Origin of the sequence: Microcoleus sp. Pol7_A1 (assembly GCF_036701085.1) — a bacterium.
GTDB lineage: Bacteria > Cyanobacteriota > Cyanobacteriia > Cyanobacteriales > Microcoleaceae > Microcoleus > Microcoleus asticus.
In genome coordinates, this window is sequence record NZ_JAUBQD010000034.1 from 1 (window position 1) to 17,380 (window position 17,380).

Annotated in this window: 11 protein-coding genes and 1 pseudogene; 6 read left to right on the forward strand and 6 right to left on the reverse strand. The window is 45.5% G+C overall.

The annotated features are described in order from the left end of the window. Window positions 1–197: 197 nt before the first annotated feature. Both QUA20_RS18890 and QUA20_RS18895 read left to right on the forward strand, forming a co-directional pair. Window positions 198–1,673, forward strand: a complete 1,476-nt coding sequence (locus tag QUA20_RS18890) for an ATP-binding protein (RefSeq protein WP_333190610.1) — start codon at window positions 198–200, stop codon at window positions 1,671–1,673. 410 nt (window positions 1,674–2,083) lie between these two features. Continuing rightward, window positions 2,084–5,014 (forward strand): response regulator, encoded by a 2,931-nt coding sequence (locus QUA20_RS18895; protein WP_333190611.1) that lies wholly within the window; start codon window positions 2,084–2,086, stop codon window positions 5,012–5,014. On the opposite strand, the pseudogene QUA20_RS18900 reads toward QUA20_RS18895, so the two are convergent. After that, window positions 5,011–5,890: pseudogene (locus QUA20_RS18900) on the reverse strand (IS982 family transposase). The gene QUA20_RS18895 and the pseudogene QUA20_RS18900 sit on opposite strands and share 4 nt — an antisense overlap. 222 nt (window positions 5,891–6,112) lie before the next feature. Between QUA20_RS18900 and QUA20_RS18905 the strand changes: the two are divergent. Then, window positions 6,113–6,610, forward strand: a complete 498-nt coding sequence (locus tag QUA20_RS18905) for a hypothetical protein (RefSeq protein WP_333190612.1) — start codon at window positions 6,113–6,115, stop codon at window positions 6,608–6,610. A 73-nt stretch (window positions 6,611–6,683) separates the two neighbouring features. On the opposite strand, the gene QUA20_RS18910 is transcribed toward QUA20_RS18905, so the two are convergent. The 3 genes from QUA20_RS18910 to QUA20_RS18920 form a co-directional block, all read right to left on the reverse strand. Further along, window positions 6,684–7,049 (reverse strand): response regulator transcription factor, encoded by a 366-nt coding sequence (locus QUA20_RS18910; protein WP_039886668.1) that lies wholly within the window; start codon window positions 7,047–7,049, stop codon window positions 6,684–6,686. 309 nt (window positions 7,050–7,358) lie between these two features. Beyond that, complete coding sequence (locus QUA20_RS18915; RefSeq protein ID WP_333190613.1) at window positions 7,359–9,692, reverse strand: polysaccharide biosynthesis tyrosine autokinase; 2,334 nt, start codon at window positions 9,690–9,692, stop codon at window positions 7,359–7,361. 134 nt (window positions 9,693–9,826) lie between these two features. Beyond that, complete coding sequence (locus tag QUA20_RS18920) at window positions 9,827–11,299, reverse strand: polysaccharide biosynthesis/export family protein (protein WP_333190614.1); 1,473 nt, start codon at window positions 11,297–11,299, stop codon at window positions 9,827–9,829. A gap of 205 nt (window positions 11,300–11,504) precedes the next feature. Between QUA20_RS18920 and QUA20_RS18925 the strand changes: the two genes are divergently transcribed. The 3 genes from QUA20_RS18925 (at window position 11,505) to QUA20_RS18935 (ending at window position 15,584) form a co-directional block, all read left to right on the forward strand. Then, window positions 11,505–12,923, forward strand: a complete 1,419-nt coding sequence (locus QUA20_RS18925) for an O-antigen ligase family protein (protein ID WP_333190615.1) — start codon at window positions 11,505–11,507, stop codon at window positions 12,921–12,923. A gap of 130 nt (window positions 12,924–13,053) precedes the next feature. Beyond that, a complete protein-coding gene (locus tag QUA20_RS18930; RefSeq protein WP_333190616.1) occupies window positions 13,054–14,391 on the forward strand; it encodes a flippase in 1,338 nt (445 codons plus the stop codon). Next, a complete protein-coding gene (locus tag QUA20_RS18935; RefSeq protein WP_333190617.1) occupies window positions 14,388–15,584 on the forward strand; it encodes a hypothetical protein in 1,197 nt (398 codons plus the stop codon). The genes QUA20_RS18930 and QUA20_RS18935 overlap by 4 nt, the downstream gene beginning before the upstream one ends. Before the next feature lie 39 nt (window positions 15,585–15,623). Here QUA20_RS18935 and QUA20_RS18940 read toward each other — a convergent pair whose 3' ends face one another. Together QUA20_RS18940 and QUA20_RS18945 are read right to left on the reverse strand one after the other, a co-directional pair. Next, window positions 15,624–16,325 (reverse strand): CatB-related O-acetyltransferase, encoded by a 702-nt coding sequence (locus QUA20_RS18940; protein ID WP_333190618.1) that lies wholly within the window; start codon window positions 16,323–16,325, stop codon window positions 15,624–15,626. A gap of 13 nt (window positions 16,326–16,338) precedes the next feature. Next, entirely contained in the window at window positions 16,339–17,283 is a 945-nt protein-coding gene (locus tag QUA20_RS18945; protein ID WP_333190619.1) for a glycosyltransferase family 2 protein, read from the reverse strand. Window positions 17,284–17,380 lie beyond the last annotated feature (97 nt).

Here is a 17,380-nt window from a genome sequence, read left to right on the forward strand (position 1 = left end):
ACCGAAACATAAACCTATTCATATTCACTCATTTATTTATTATACATCGCTGATGTTATTAAATTTTCATTCCTAAGGAAGAAATTAAGTTTCTAGTCAGGAAGCCCGTCCTCTATCATCTTAAAGGGGCGACCTGCAACATTTTTATAAGCGATCGATCCGCACTCTATCTGAGAGCCAAATTATCAATAGTTAAAGTGGTACACATTCTGGTAATTGACGATAACCCAACGGATCGGCTGCTCGTCAAACGCGAGTTAGAGCGACAATTCTCACAATTGCAAATAACGGAAATTTCCGACGATAGATTATTCGGGGAAGCACTGAATCGTGGGGGATTCCATCTGGTAATTACCGACTACCAACTGCGCTGGACGAACGGTTTAGATGTGCTGAAAACCATCAAAGCCAGTTATCCAGAATGCCCGATTGTAATGTTTACGAATACTGGCAACGAAGAAGTTGCTGTAGAGGCGATGAAGTCAGGATTGGACGACTACATTATCAAGTCGCCGAAGCACTACGTCCGCCTTTGCGTTGCGGTTCGCGCAGTGATCGATCGAGTTACCGCATGGGAACGAGTCGCCCGACTGGAAAATCAACTTAATTCACTGCTAGAACGCTTAAATGTCGGAGTTTTTCGAGCGACTTCTGAGGGAAAGCTTTTGGAAAGCAATCAAGCTTTTTTGCATTTGTTTGATGCCAGTAATTTAGCAGATGTCCAAGGAATCTATCGGCAGCAATTGTTTTTGCAACCGGTAGATTCAGGGGAGTCTCAATCTCAAAACCTCGAAATTACATTTCCTTTGGCAGACGGTCGAGTAAAATGGATTCGGTTTACTCAATATCTCTACAGCGCAGAAGGTGAAAGTACGATCGAGGGATTGGTTGAAGATGTTACGGAACTCAAGCTGGCCGAACTTGCTTTGCGCCAATTTAATGAAACTTTGGAAGATCGGGTGAGAGAGCGCACTGCTGAGTTAGAAGAACTTAATGCACAGCTCGAATCGTTTACCTATTCAGTTTCTCACGACTTGCGCGCTCCTCTGCGGGGAATTTTGTTTTTTGCTGAAATGTTGCTTCAAGATAAAGCCAGCGAGTTGGATGCTACCGCACAGGATTACTTGTATCGGATGACCGACGCTGCAAGTCTGATGAATACTTTAATCGAAAATTTGCTAGAGTACAGCCGCCTCAGCAGGGCTAACTTGCCGCTAAAAGCAGTCTCTCTTAATTTAATTGTGGCTCGCTCGATCGCGCAACTAGAGGCTGAAATTGCCCAAAAACAAGCTCGGATAACGGTTGTCGAACCGCTACCTGCGGTGTTGGCACATCCTCCTACGCTGGTGCAAGTCTTGGCTAACTTGCTCTCCAATGCTATTAAGTTCGTGCAGCCTGGGATAGAGCCGCAGGTGCGAGTTTATGCAGAAGCTGAGGAGGAATATATATATCTTTGGGTAGAAGACAACGGTATTGGTATTGCAGAAGAATTTCATGAGAGGATTTTTGGATTGTTCGATCGCCTGCACGGTCAAGAAGTGTATCCTGGGACGGGAATTGGGCTGGCGATCGCTCGCAAAGGAGTCGATCGGATGGGCGGTGCGATCGGGCTGGAATCGACTCTGGGAACCGGCACCCGATTCTGGGTAAAATTGCGCAAGTGCGATTTTTGAAGAAGCAAGTTCGGCAATGGATTTTACAGATGAGGTTCCAGGGAAGAGGTTTTTAACAGCACTATTCTGCTGTAGCTGAAAGAATCAATCAACCCGCTTCCTCACACCACAATACAGAAGAAACAAGTAGTATAGTAATAGTTAACCGATCTCTTGCACCGTTCCCGCCAGAGCACGCTTTCTGACCTTTTCTACAACAACTGAATTAATTTTTTTTTTGTGGGGCACGCCCCTGAAAGGCTGGTTGAGGATATTAGAATCTGTAAGATATAATAAAATACAAGTAAATACAATCAAATTATTTGTAAGTCTAATTACCCAGCCCAGTAAATATTCAAATGATCGAGATTGCTTAATAACATATTCTTAGATTAAAGATTGTTTGCGCCCATACAAAAAGTAAAAGCCCAATGCTGTCTATTCTGTTAATCGACGACAACCCGAACGATCGCCTGATGATAGATCGAGAACTGAGGAAAACTTTTACCGATTTAGAAATTAAGTCGGTTATTGATATCCAAACTCTCGAACAAGCCCTGACCGCCGGGGGTTTTGACATAGTAATTACCGACTACCAACTGCACTGGAGCGACGGATTAACAATTCTCCAAAAAGTTCAAAGCCGCTACCCAAATTGTCCGGTAATTATGTGTACTGACAGCGGCAGCGAACAAGTGGCAGTCGAAGCGATGAAAGCGGGTTTGAGCGATTACGTATTCAAAGGGCGGCACTTCAAGCGGCTGGCCGGGGCCGTGGGCGAAAGCTTGAAAAAACAGCAGTTGCGCGAGAACTACGCGAAAACGTCGGCGCAGTTGGCAATTTCTGAGGAAAGGCTGAGGTTGGCGATCGAAGCCTCGAAAATGGGGACTTGGGATTGGAATTTATTAAATGGCGAGGTCGTTTGGTCTGAGGGACACGAAGTGTTATTGGGGTTGGAAAAAGGCAGTTTTGCGGGAACTTACGAAGCATTTTTTGCCTGCATTCACCCGGATGACCAGGCTTCGATCGCCCGGGCTGTTGCCTTTGCTTTAGAAAACAAAATAGAATACCAGTACGAATTTAGAGTCATTTGGCCCGACGGCAGCTTGCACTGGATCGCGAGTAGGGGCAAGTTTTTTGATGATGATACCGGTAAATCGGTACGATCGAGCGGCGTGGTTTGGGATATTACCGATCGCAAATTATCGGAAGCCAGGGTGCAAGAAAGCGAGGAAAATTTGCGCTTTGCCCTAGAAGCAGCTAACACGATGGCTTTTACCTGGGATGTGGCATCGGGGGAAGTCCGCCGTTCGTCCAATACCGCAACCCAGATTGGTTTGGGCCCAGACAGCACCTGCGGTACTTTTGAGCAAAAAAAGAATGCGGTGCATCCAGAAGACCGCGAAAGCTTTTTGGCAGATGTGGATGCCGCGCTCAGCGGGACGGGAGTTTACGAGTCGGAATACCGCCAACAGCGACCCGACGGCTCAGTGATTTGGCTTCACGACAAAGGGCGGATGGTTTTTGACGCATCGGGTACACCCCTTCGGCTCTTCGGCGTGGCGATCGACATTACGGATCGCAAACAGTTAGAATACGACCGCTCGCGCGCGTTGGCCCGCGAGCAGTCGTATTTGCGCCGCCTGCAAAAGTTAACCTCCGCGTCAGTAGCTATTAACTCCACGCTGTCGGTGGCAGAAATACTTCAGTTAGCAGCCGATAGCGCCCGCCAAATTCTCGAAGTCCACCAGGTAGCGGTCAACCTCGACCCTTCCGCCACCTGGGATGCGGGAATTAGCAAGTTTTCCATGTCAGAAAAATACGCCGCGTGGCAAGATTACTGCGAAGCGCCAGACGGTACGGGCGTTTACCAGGAAGTTTGCCAGCATCAACGGGCGATGCGCATGACTCAAAGCGAGTTAGAGGCTCACCCGGCCTGGCGGGGGTTCGGCAAGGCTGCGGGCAAGCACCCGCCGATGCGCGGCTGGCTGGCCGTACCGCTGACGACTCGGGACGGCAGAAATCTGGGATTGATTCAGTTGTCCGACAAGTACGAGGGGGAGTTTGCCGAAGATGACCAAAGTATTTTAATGCAGTTGGCTCAGGCAGTGTCGGGGGCGATCGATAATGCCCGGCTTTACGAGGAATCTCAGCAGGCAAACCGCATGAAAGATGAGTTTTTGGCAACTCTTTCTCACGAGCTGCGATCGCCCTTAAACGCGATTTTGGGCTGGGCGCAACTGCTGCGGCAGCGCAGTTTCAGTCCGGCTGCTACTGGGCGGGCTTTGGAAACGATCGAGCGAAATGCTAAATTGCAAACTCAATTGATTGATGATTTGCTGGATATTTCAAGAATTATTCGCGGCAAGTTGACTTTGAATCCTTGTACGGTAAATATGATTTCTATGGTGGAAGGAGCCGTGAATACGGTGCGGCTGGCCGCCGATGCTAAGTCGATCGATTTGCGGTTTGCAATTGTAGATTTGGGCTTGGAGACTGCTGAATTTTCCGAACCAGGCGAGGTTTCTGGCAATCCTAAATCTCAGTTAAATCCGAAATTTTGGGTATCAGGAGACCCCGGCCGCTTGCAGCAAGTGATTTGGAATTTGCTGACGAATGCGATTAAGTTTACGCCGCCCGGGGGGCGAGTTGACATCCGGCTGAAGCGAGTTGATTCGGAGGTTGAGCTGGCAGTTACCGACACGGGAATTGGGGTGGCTGCGAATTTTTTGCCTTACGTGTTTGAGTCTTTCCGGCAAGCGGATGCTGCGATTACTCGCAATTATAGCGGTTTGGGGCTGGGTCTGGCGATCGTCCGGCAGTTGGTGGAACTCCACGGCGGCACGGTTTGGGCCCAGAGTCCGGGACTGGATATGGGATCGACTTTTACTTTCCGTCTCCCTTCGATGCAGGTAAATTCGAGCGCCGGCGCTTCCTCGCCGGTTTTGGCTGGCGCTGGTAATTTACTGGGAGTTAAGGTTTTGCTGGTTGATGACGAGGTTGATTCGCGGGAATTTATGAGGTTTGTCTTGGCAGATTCCGGGGCCAAAGTTAGGGCTGCATCGTCTGCTGCTGAGGCGTTTGAGGTGGCTTCGCAGTTCGGGCCGGATGTTTTGGTCAGCGATATCGGAATGCCGGAGGAAGATGGCTATTCGCTGCTACGAAGGCTGCGCTCTTTGAACATCAAGGGAGAGAAATTTTGGGCGATCGCTCTGACGGCTTATGCTAGGGATGAAGACCGCGATCGTGCTTTTGCTGCGGGTTTCGATCGGCATCTGTCTAAACCTGTGGCACCCGATGTTTTGGTAGAGACTATAGTCAAGTTCAGGCAGCAAGCGCTAACAAACGTGAGTTCGGGTTAAGCAGAACAGAGCAAGTTGTTATCCATGGCGATTCCTGGCTTTTTGGGTTGATGGCAATAAGCAATCAACCCACAGATAATATTGACAAAGCAGTTAACGGGGGAACGATGTCGGGAATGCTCAATCTGAGAAATATTCTTTAACTGGTCAATAACAGTCTCAACAACAGCACGTTTTCGTAACAGCAGACGATCACTCAAAGACATCAAACGTTGTTTCATATTGCGTTTGAGTTTAGTAATCACTGGCACACCGACGCTTGCCATCAATTCCTCAAACATTTTTTTGGAGATGTAACCCTTGTCAGCAAACACTTTGCCAAACAGATGTTGCAACAAGTCAGGCACAGGTTTTCGGTCGTCTACATTACCAGGCGTAACTTGAAAGTTAAGTAACTCGCCTTGATCGTTGATGACTAGATGTAACTTTAAACCAAAGAACCAATCGACGCTCGGTTTTCCCGCGAGCAGCGACATCTTTAAACACTTTGTGCTGGCTGATCCTGCGGTTATGACAGACTTTCAGGCAAGTGGAATCCATGAAGCTAATTCCTGTGCAAGCACCAAAGCAAGAGCCCAGATACGCGCATAGGGGGACGAGTGTATCCGGGACCCATTCAATGAAGTGATTATAACTAACCAACTTGGGAAAATGGCTCTGCCATTGGGTTTGGACTCGTTCAAGGTAATAACTTTTGAAATTCCGGTAATACGACTGGTGAAACCCGATCAGAATAGTCATAATTTCACTCAAGCATAAGCTGCGCTTGCGTTGGCGCACTTGCAAATCATGACCTATCAGTTGACTTTGCCATTGATGTTCAAAAACTTGGCAGAAGTCATCGACAGAGCAAAATAGTTCTTCTACAGTAGGCATAAGGCAATCCAGGTTACTTGGTTGGTTGGTACCTCTAGGCTACCTGTTTTGCCCCTTTTTTGGTTTTTCCTTATCCCGAACTCACGTTAACAACATAAAAAACTCAATTAATAATTAGGAATTGGTAATTGTGCGCTGCTTTGAGACTGGTTTCTCGATTAGGTGTAACACTTTATTAGTTCGGGTTAATATGCTAAGATATCCAAAAACCACGGTAATTAAGTGGACAAACTTCAGACAGACATAGAGGCAATTTACTCTCAGATTGAGGAATTGCGCCGGGAACGCCAGCAGCTTAGCAATACCGCGATCGTCCCCGCTGGGGATTCGCCCCAAGCGATCGCCGATGCTTACCGCCGTCACGCGAGAGAAACAGCACAAGTGTCGGCAGAAGTCAAGGGGATTGATGATGCGATCGCGGCTCTGTCTGCTCAACTTAATCAGAAACAGCAGCAGTCGGTAAACTTGCAAAGAATCAGTCCGATGGAGCAGCAAGTTGAAGAAGGAAGAGCGCTCGCTCAGGGACACGCGGAACGGATTAACGAACTGGCGGCGGAACTGGCGGCGGAAGTGAAGGGACTCAAAGCCATCGCCGACCAAATTAGCCCCAGCTACTGGCAGGTTTATTACAAGCCTTTTATTACTGGTTTTAAGAGTATTTCTGTTCCCTACGTGCGATCGGACGGGGATGTTTGGACTATTGTCAATCGAGTAGTTTAGAGAGGCTGCGGGAACAGAAATAAGAAGCACTCAAGACAATTTTTTTCCTTTTTCCTGTCCCTATTCCTCTACCTCAACCCCGCAGCAGTTGCTTAATAGTGCCGACCAATTCTTGAGGGTGAAATGGCTTGGCGATGTAAGCGTCGGCTCCTTGTTTCATTCCCCAGTAGCGATCGAACTCTTCGCTTTTGCTCGAACACATTACCACCGGCAAATTTTGGGTTTTAGGGTCGCTTTTGAGCCGGCGACAGACTTCGTAGCCGTTCATCCGGGGCATCACGATATCCAGAACGACTAAATCTGGGCGGTTAGCCTTGATTTGCTCTAGAGCTTCTACGCCATCACTCGCTACCGTGACGTTGAGCCCTCTACCTTTGAGCAAGTCGGCGATCATCTCCCGCAGAGTGACGCTATCATCAACAACCATAACTGTACTCATAGAATAATCCCTACCAAGTTTCTGGGTTGAAACGTTTACATTAACGTTTACCTTCAAAGGTGTCTTTTCCTGATTGAGATTGCGCTCTGCTAGATGTAGTTTACCCACTTTTGCTGATTTCTCAATCATTGTCTGAGTAATTATCGCAAAATTAAAGATCCGCGCAATCTCGGTTGACACACGAGGCTCTGTCCGTTAGTCTATCATTTTCTTTCTCAAATGGTACTTTTATCCAAAAATGAGGGTGTAGCTTGGTTGTGGGTTTCCGGTTGAGAACGGTGGCGCTCGGTCGCCTGCATCAACATTTGTCTAATTAGGATTTTTCGTACCTAAAGCAGATAGTTTTTGGTCGTAGAGCGTCTCTAAAACGACCGGGCGCTGGCGGTAGGTGTGACCGGTGTTTTTGCAGCCGTTAGCAACGATTCCCAAGACGGAAGCTCCAGAAATTTTTAATTCTTCTAAAACTTTGCGAACTTGCGATCGGTCTGTTTGCCCAATTTGGACAACCATAATCGTACCGTCTGTGTGAGCTGCGATCAAGTGGGTGTCTGCCAAGCCTGCTAGTGGCGGGGTGTCATAAATCACTAAGTCAAAAAATGCTTGAAATTGCTCCATCAAATAGTGCATTTTTTTGGAAGAAAGAAGCTTGATCGGATCGGGGGGAATTTGGCCGGCGGTGAGTACGAACAAATTGTCTTGGTTCGGCGCTCGCTGAATCGCGTCGTTGAGGCTGAGGTCTGTGGAGATGGCATCGCTAAGCCCGCGCACGTTTGGCAGTCCTAACTTAGCGTGCAGTTGCGGGCAGCGCAAATCCGCATCTACTAACAATACTCGCTGTCCGACTGCTGCTGCGGTGGCGGCCAGGTGCAAAGCTACTGTAGATTTGCCGTCTCCGGCTACGGCAGAGCCGACTAACAGCGATCGAATCGGCCTGCCTGCACTGAGCAAATGAATGTTCGTGTAGAGCGATCGAAATGCTTCTAAAAATTGATAGTCCAAGTCGCTCAAAATACTTGGCCCGAGCATTGGAGGAGTACGTTGAGCTTCGCGCGGTTCGACAACTTCCACTTTCGAGTTCGATCGAGCCGATGTTAGTTTCCTCGGTCTCGCTGGCGGTCTGCGCTTGACTTTTTTGGTAAACGGAATCACCCCTAGTATCGGCAATCTTGTGGCCATTCTCAGTGATTCTGGAGTGTGGAAAACAGTATTTAGCATCTCTACGAGCAAGCCGACTGCTATGCCCAGCAGACCGCTTAAAATTACTGCCAGCGCTAACTGTTTTTTGGTTTGTTTGACGGTAGCTGTTATATACCTACCGAACTTGTCTAGGGGAATTTCCGGAGGATTGATCAGCACCCAGGGTACTTGCTGCTGAGCCGCATCGATCCGCAAGGCTTCTCGTTTTGCCAAGAAGTCCGACAAACTTTTAGTAACTACTTGCAGTTCCCGCTGTAAATTGTCGTATTGTCGGGTTGTCACTGAAAAGTTTCTAATTTTTTGGTTCAGATCGTTTTGCAAAGCAGTCATTTCGCGATCGCGCGCTTCAATTTCTTTGATTTGGGTTTCTAAAGTTCCCATCACCACTTGTTTTGCTTGTTTCGTGGCGGTTAACATCAGCTCTTCCCGACTTTTTCGCAGCGCTAAAACAGGCAAACTGTCTTCTCTGTACTGAGCTAATTTCATTGACAACTCGGTGTCTATTTTCTGAATTTGACCTAAGAGTCCGCCGTAAGCTTGTCCTTGGGTCATCAGCAACCCCTGGGGATTATTTTCGTTGAGTAATTTTTCATAGCTTTGGTAGAGGTTGCGCATCCCTTTTAGCTGTAGTCGGATTTCTACTTGCTTGCCCCGAATGCTTTGAACTTGTTCAGACAGTGATTTTCCCTCTAGCTGGGGCTCAAACAAGTTGCTCTGCTGCCGCAGTCTTTGGACTTGCAGTTGCAGAACTTCCACTCTTTGTCGGAGCTTGGGCATCTCCATATCTATAAAATTAATGCCTTGATTAATGCCCGTCAGCCGTTGTTGCAAGCTGTACTCTAGATAAGCTTTAGAAATTTTATCCAATACGCCGTAAATTTTTTTAGGATCTGAATCTTTGTAGCGAACTTGTAAAATTTTTGTGCCTTGTTGTTTGCCATCTTTTGTGTAGCTGATGCGGCTGATCGACATTTTTGAGAGCAGTTCACTATAGTTGATGTTGGGATAAGCAGCTCGCAATTCCTTAATCACTGGCTGCATCATTTTGGGACTGCGCAAAATCCTAATTTGGGTTTCGTAGTCTACTAAGCTAATTCCTTCTATATTAATTCTTGCTAAGTCAGCCGCTTGGGTGTTGTTTAATTGTTTGGATTGCAAACCTTCAGCCGTTGCTGGTTCTACTAACAGGGAAAAAGAGCCTTCATAGTCAACAGTTATGCTTTTAGAAGTGGCGAGAATTGCTGTTCCTGCGAGGGCACTCAAAGCAATGGTGGCTGCTGCCATGACCAGGAAGCGGCGGCGCACCACGCCTAACAGCCAGGACAAGTCTAGCTTTTCTTCCTCTGTCTCCTCGACGAAGTTATCTCTGTAGTTCTGAGCCGAGGGCTCCGGCAGTTTGCCGTTTGATTTAGGTGTGAAGGGTTGGTAATCTTGTCTGCTATCCATATTCAGTCTGCGTATTTTTGAGGTTGATATTTTTGAGGTTGATATTTGTGAAGCGGCCGCGTCGCTACTGGGGCATCTTATTTTTTAATTTATTCTAGCCTTGCCAAGAATTATCCACCTCACCAGCCGCGTTCTTACCTAAATAAAAATCGCAAAACGTTTATAAAATTTAACACTCCCGTAGCTGGCCCGACAGGCCCGATTACAGCGTTGAGGCGATCGACAAAATTGACGAGACCCCTGCGAGATACGATAATCATGTCGTTGTTGCGAAGTTGAGGATTGGTTTCTTCGTTAATTCCTTGAGTTAAATTGACTTCGATCGTCCGTTTAGTAGCTGTACCGTCGGTATTGAGGCGGACTAGCTCAACTCTATCTCTTCTAGCTCTGGTATTCTCGTACCCAAAAAATCCTCTGGAAATTAAAGCTTGATTCAGCGTGGCATTAGCTGGGAGCCTCACCGGATCGAGGGATGTTCTGAGTTCTCCTACTACATAAACGTTAATGCCGGTGGGAGCAAAGTTAGTGGTAGCGAGCACGCCAGCTTCTGCGGGGTTGACGATCGCAGCTTTGGGCACGATGATCGTGTCTCCCTCCTGGAGGATCGTATCTTGGGCGCCGTCGCCGGACTCTAGGAACTGCCACAGGTTGACTGGGATAATTTGTTCGCCTCTTCTGGTGACGCGCCGCACTTGGATTTGCCGGATGTCGGCATCGGAGGTGATGCCGCCGGCTAGCTGAATAGCCCGGATGACGGTGGGGAAACCTTCGCGGCTGAGGTCGTTTGTGGTGTTGCCGCCGATGACGACGTAAGCCCCTGGGCGGGTGACTTGGCCAACGATGGAGATCGATCGAGGTTTTTCTGGGGGTGGCGAAAAGTTTGCCGTCGCAAATTGACGAGCTTCTGCTTGGTTGAAGTTGGCGACTGTGGGAATCACGATTGTGTCTCTGTCTTGCAAAATAATGTCTTGAGAGATATCTCCTTCTTGCAAGAATTTCCACAGGTTGACGTTGAGCACTTGATCGGGGCCGTCTCGTTGGGGACGGCGGACGCGGATGTTGCGGATGTCGGCGACACCCGTGACGCCTTCTGCGAGTCTGATCGCTTGGGTGACGGTGGGGTACTGGACACTCGGTGAGGCTCCCGGGCCGGGAGTTAGGGTGATGGTGAAGTTTCCGGGCCTGGTGACTTCTCCGATGACGCCGACGTTGAGGGGGCGGGCGGCGACGAGGCTGACTGTGACGATGGGGTCTTTGAGGACGCGGCGGTAGGCGTTGCGGATGAGGTTGGTGGCTTCTACTAATGTGCGACCGCGGATCGAGACCAAACCGATCAGGGGCAGGTTGACTGAACCGTCGGAAAGGACTTCGTAGCCGCGGCTGAGTTCGGGTACTTCGAGTATTTCTACTTGGATGCGATCGCCGCCTCCTAGTTTGTAGCTTTCGGGCGATCGCCTAACGGGTGCAACGGTCTGGGCTTGGTCTGCGCTTAGCGGGATGGGCAGTTGTGCCGGGGTGCTTCTGGGGTCAGCGATGACTGTGGAAGCAAACAAGACCAGACCCACAACCGATGGGGCAATCTGTCTTGGAAAATGGGTGTTAACCATAAGCCACCTAATTTTATTCACTATGATTTATATAAGTTTAGCCTTTTTAGTGCTGGGCAAAAAGCTCATTATTTTAAGCTATAGCCGAAAAAATAATGCTGTATTTTTGCTTTGTGGCTAATTTCTGTGTTAGCGTATTTCCGGGTTTACGGCTATATTTTATATCTAGATAACTTGAGCTTGTTTTTAATAAAGGAAAGCAATTATGACTCAACCAGTGTCTATACCGAATATGCTGAAAGAGCTAATTTTAGGTAATTATTCATTAACATTGATGGTAATTGCTATACTCGCGCTCGCGACTTTGCTATTATTTCAATTGGCCAGCATAAAAAAAATAGGTGTGGCTTTTGAAAAAACCTTTGCTAGTCTTTATATTTTTATCTCTCCGTTTCTGACACAAACTCCTTTTAACTACTTGCATTTTGTTAATTTGCAAGACCCAGAAGGCGGTATTCTAAAATTGCTACCTTATTTTTTTTACCCGTGGGTACTATTAATTTTATTTTCTAGGATTAAAGCTTTTGGTAGCAACTTTATAGATTTGTTCGCCAAAGTATTGCTCGTTAATCCTTTCTTTTTACTTTATACATTACTGCCATCACTGTCTACATTATGGTCTCTAGTTCCTGAAGAAACGCTAAGAGCAGGCTTAGCTTTTTCAGGATTTACTGCTTTCGGATTTTACTTAGCCGCGCAATATAAATGGGATGATCTATCTCGTTTTTGGCGGTGGGGATACACGGCACTGGCTTTGGCTAGTTTTATACTCCAACCACCGGGAGCAGGCGATTTTGTCGGCCTGACGCAATCTAAAAATTCCCTCGGGGGGGTTCTAGCTTTATGTACGGCATTTTGGTATTTGCATTATTCTCAAGGAGCTAAAACTAACAAAGAACGCTGGATTTCTTTGGGAATGATGTTATTTTCATTTTACCTCGTGAGGGCTAATAAGTCGGGATCGGCTCTAGTGATTACTATCATATTAATAATTGCAGTGTCCTCGCTAAGTTTTCTTAAAAAGTTAAGTTTTCAGTGGGCATTTACTGCTATTATATGTTTCCTGGTGGTCAGCATAATTATGACAGTTTTTGTACTAGACAACCTAGAGGATATTATTGTAGGTGGGTTAGGCAAGGACTTGACTCTAACTGGGCGGACTGAATTCTGGCCGCAGTTAATTCATGCGGTCAACCAGCGCCCCTGGTTTGGCTACGGATACAATGGATTTTTTCAACAAGATAAGTTAGGTTCCGCTACTCCTGCTTATTTTATTTATACTCCTAATGGATTTCAACCGAAAAATCCTCACAATGGCGCGATCGGGATCTTGTTAGCCTTCGGTTGGCCCGGATTAATCTTAATGATGATTTCTCTGCTTCTTAATTTGGCTTATGCCGTTCGGTATTTGAGTCGTAGCACCGTGGAAGAAGCGGGAATGCCTATTTGTTTCCTGGTGTCTATTATTATGAGCAACATCACAGAAGCTTATATCGTGACAACCGGAAATGCTTGGCTGAGTTATGTAATGTTGACAGTTCGACTTGCCATAGACAATGCTAGTAACACTTCCAACAGTAGCAGCAACCCTCCAAGGCGTTCTGTAGCTCGTAATGTCCACTGAAGTAAGGTTCCTTGGGAAAATCGCTGATGTGCCAAGCTGTGCTATAATATTATCTAACGAGTCTAATTTTGCTGCATAGCCAAGCGTTCCACAACCGCCTTTATATTTTATAAACACTTAAAATCTTCTGATGTTAGACAAGCTAGCTGCGGTAAGTCAAAAACTTGGGCCTGGTCTGCGCCAGGTAATAAGCAACATAGCTTGGCTGTTCACTGACCAAATCTTACAGATGGGTCTGGGTTTAGTCGTAGGCCTGTGGGTGGCTCGCTATCTAGGCCCGGAGCAATATGGCTTGCTCAACTACGCCCTCGCCTTTGTATCTCTATTTAGTGCGGTAGCCTCAATGGGCTTGGGCAGAATCGTCATTCGCGATATCGCTCGCAACCCTGAATGCAAAAATGAGACCCTCGGAACTTCTTTCGGACTGCAATTTATTGGCGGTCTGATTACTCTGGTGTTAACTGTCACCGTAATTTCCCTACTTAAGCCCAATGACAGCTTGACTCGCTGGCTAGTGGGCATCATCGCGGCCGGAACTATTTTTAATGCTTTTGAGGCGATAAATTTTTGGTTTCAGTCCCAAGTCCAATCAAAGTATACAGTATTGGCGAAAAATTCGGTATGTTTTTTCGTCGCTGCTCTCAGAATTGGGTTGGTGGCAATTAAAGCCCCCCTGCTTGCTTTCGCCTGCATTCGATTGGCAGAGGTGGCAATGGTAGGCATGGCTTATGTATATTTTTATCAGCTTACTGGCAATAAGATTAAGGATTGGCAATTCAATTGGGGACGGTCCAAGGAACTGCTAGTGGAGAGTTGGCCGATAATTGTGTCAGGATTGGCAGTGTATGTCTACTCGAAAACCGATCAGATTATGCTCGGAGCTATGAATAAAAATGCTGAACTGGGATATTATGCTGCCGCTGTTAAAATTGCGGAAATCTGCGATTTCTTACCGATGATCATATCAAGCTCTATTTTTCCGAAGTTAGCAAATTTGAGAAAAAACAATTATCAAGAATATCTAAATAAATTTCAAGTTTATTCAGATATTATGATATTTTTATGGTTGGGAGTGGCAATCCCCATCTCATTATTGTCTCCGTTGATCGTGCATCGGCTTTACGGGGAAGAGTATGCGAAGTCAGCAGCGGTACTAGCAATCTATGTTTGGACGCAATTTGGCAGTAACTTTGGAGTAGCCCGGAACACATACTTTACCATAGAGGGTCAGTTGCGCTACGGTCTTTACTTAACTGTGGTCGGTTCTATTTTAAATGTAGGGTTGAACTTGTTCCTGATTCCTAAGTATGGAGCTTTTGGAGCAACTGCTGCTACTCTGATAACTTATTTTTACGTGATTATATTAGTCAATTTCTTGATTAAGGAATTGCGACCTTTTGGAAAATTTATCTGGCGCTCTCTCAACTTATACGAAGCAGCTCGTAGAATCAGAGGATTGATACAGTGATTGAAATTAAACCAAGCATTCAACAGCGCTCGAATTGCCCCTATTGCGGAACAGAACTTAAGCCCAAAAGTGTTCTGTGGCAAGGTATCCACATTGTTCTGGACTCTAAGTGCGAGGGATGCGGCAGCGAAATAATCGACGATTTGAGAGTAGGTCATGGAGTAAAAAACTACATCCAAGTTAATTTAATAAAAGAAGAAGTTTTTGCAGCAGATACTTACAAAAAGGAATGGTTAGGCAAACCCTTACTCAATTCACTCCAAAATCCTAAACCCGAAAAACTTGAGATTGTCAAAGAAATTTTTAAACCCTGCAATCGAGTAATTATCTTAAACTGTATCGATCATCTTTATGGTCACTCCCTGCTCAAGTTGCTAAATGCACAAAGGCACTTAGAATGCAACTCCGACTACGGGTTAGTTGTGATAGTTCCTAAGTTCTTAAGGTGGATGGTTCCCGATGAAGTTGCAGAAATCTGGACAGTACCTATTTCTTTAAAAAATGGCCAGAATTACTATCCCAGTTTCTCCGAGTTTGTGGAAGAAGAAACTAAACGCTTTGATGAAATTTATGTCAGCGAAGCTCATTCTCATCCCAGTCAGTTCGACATCACGCGGTTTACTAGAGTTCCCAAACATAACTTTGAGCCACAAAAAATAAAAATTACTTTTATTTGGCGGGAAGATCGTTTATTAGTTAACCGTTTGCTGTTCCGAGTGCTTAGAAAAATAGATCGACGAGCAATGTCACTGCCATTGCAAAATTTAAAAATTCAGCAGTTATTTGAGAAGATCAGGTTGCAAGTACCAGAAGCAAAATTTGCAGTGGCTGGTCTGGGGACAAAAACTAAGTTTCCAGAATGGATTGAAGATTACAGGGTGGATAGTTTTAATGAAAAAATTGAAAAGGAGATTTGCCACCTTTATTCAGAGAGCCGCTTAATAATTGGTCTTCACGGCTCCAATATGTTGCTACCCTCTGCTCATGCTGGTATGACAATTGATTTGATAGATGAGCGGTGGGGAAACTTTGCCCAAGATATTTTATACCAAGAAAGCGACCCTAGAATTGCTAGTTTTCGCTATAGATTTTTGCCGTATCAGACGAGCAATGATACACTGGCATTCATAGCGGCTGTGATGGTTCTCAAGTGGTCTAAGTTTAAATCCCAGATGACTGCTGATGTTATATAACGTCCGGCTAATTAGACATAATACCGAATCCGCTAGCATTCAACTATTTTCCGTGTTATAAATATGGATGAACTTGTCAATGTTGTGAAAGTCTTTGACGTTTTTTCTCAACCATTGTTCATCCTTGTCCCACCACTTAAATTTCAGCAGAAAATCAATCTTTTGTTCATCAAACCTATAGCGAATAAGTTTGGCGGGAATTCCTCCACATATAGCATAAGGTGGCACATCTTTTGTGACAACGGCTCCAGCTGCGATGATGGCTCCATCACCAACAGTTACACCATCTAGAACAATAACATTTGAGCCAAGCCAAACATCATTGCCGATATGGACAGTTTTTTCCTCTTCTTCAAAATATTTTTGGTCTACAAAGGTTGTCCCTACTAGCATCTTGGGCGAATAAAATATCGGATGGCTTGAAACAAAATTTCCCACAGGATGTACGCCTAAGCGAATGATGCAGTTTGGCCCAATCGAACAAAAATTGCCGACAACACCATTGAAAATTCGGGTATTCTCGCGCACATAAGTGTAAGAACCAATGACAGAATCTTCTATGGCTACGCGACTAGACACACTAACATTGTGACTGATAGTTGAATTGGTAACCAAAGCCATATAGTCTTGATAAAAATTATTATACTTAAACTTGTTTTTCCACCAATTGACTAAAAATCGCAGATATTCAGTGATCGGATTTTTGAATATTGAACTGAGAAATGTTGAGAGTTTAGACATGGTTACTAATTACTTATTCAAGGTTAAATATTGTGCTGCCGCATAACTTATTTATTTTTTTCTTAATACGCCGGATTAATGCGGGATGATAATCATAAAATGTATCTTGAGTGTATTGATCCGCTACAAAATTTCGGATCGCGTGGTTGGGATGCCTTAAAGGAAAGGTCATTGCTGCCGTTGGCATATTACTGTATATACTATCTTCTTGTGAAGTATGGGTGGCTTGACTGCCAAATCCAATATTAGAAATTAAATTTTTTTCTGGAATAATAGCAAGTCCATTTTGAACCCAACAAGTAAAAAGCCATCTAAAAAACCAATTGTTGACAGTTCCATCATAGGAAACTTGAAAAGCACTATCCCAAACTTTTACAGATTGAGGATTAGCTAATAAATTTTCAAGAAAACCTGCTTCCCGAAGTTGAGGCCATAACTTCATGTCAACATCATAGTATTGCCATGCTCTGCGCCAAGTCGCCCATCCCCAACAGTTACTAAAACGCGAAAAATAGTAACTGTCTTCTGTTCTTTTTCTCCCAAATTGGAAATTTACACCACTGATTGACATAATCCGTTTGTCATCTCGGTAATGCTCTAATAACTGTTCACAAAAAGGGAAGAAGCTCGGGTGTGGCAAACAGTCATCTTCGAGAATAATTGCTTCCTCTACGGTATTAAATACCCAGTCGAAACCGCTAGAAATGCGAGCTTTGCAACCAAAATTAATCTCTGAATAATTTTTCAGAACTTCACAGTCCCAATCGACCCGATCGATAATTGCACGTACAGCGGCGCACTTTTCAGCTTCACCAGGTTTGTTGGCACGAGGGCCGTCAGCAATTACTAACAGCTTAGGCGGTTTAACTTGTCGAATCGCCTCGAAGACTTTTTCAGTAGTATCAACTCGATTGAAAACAACGAAAACAATGGGAGTTCTTATTTGCGAATGTGGCATTTAAACTGTTCAACTCCAACGATTATAAATATTTTTGCTTAGTAGAACTCATTATAAATGTGCTAGGAAGCTGGCAGTGTTGGCCTGTTAACTTAAG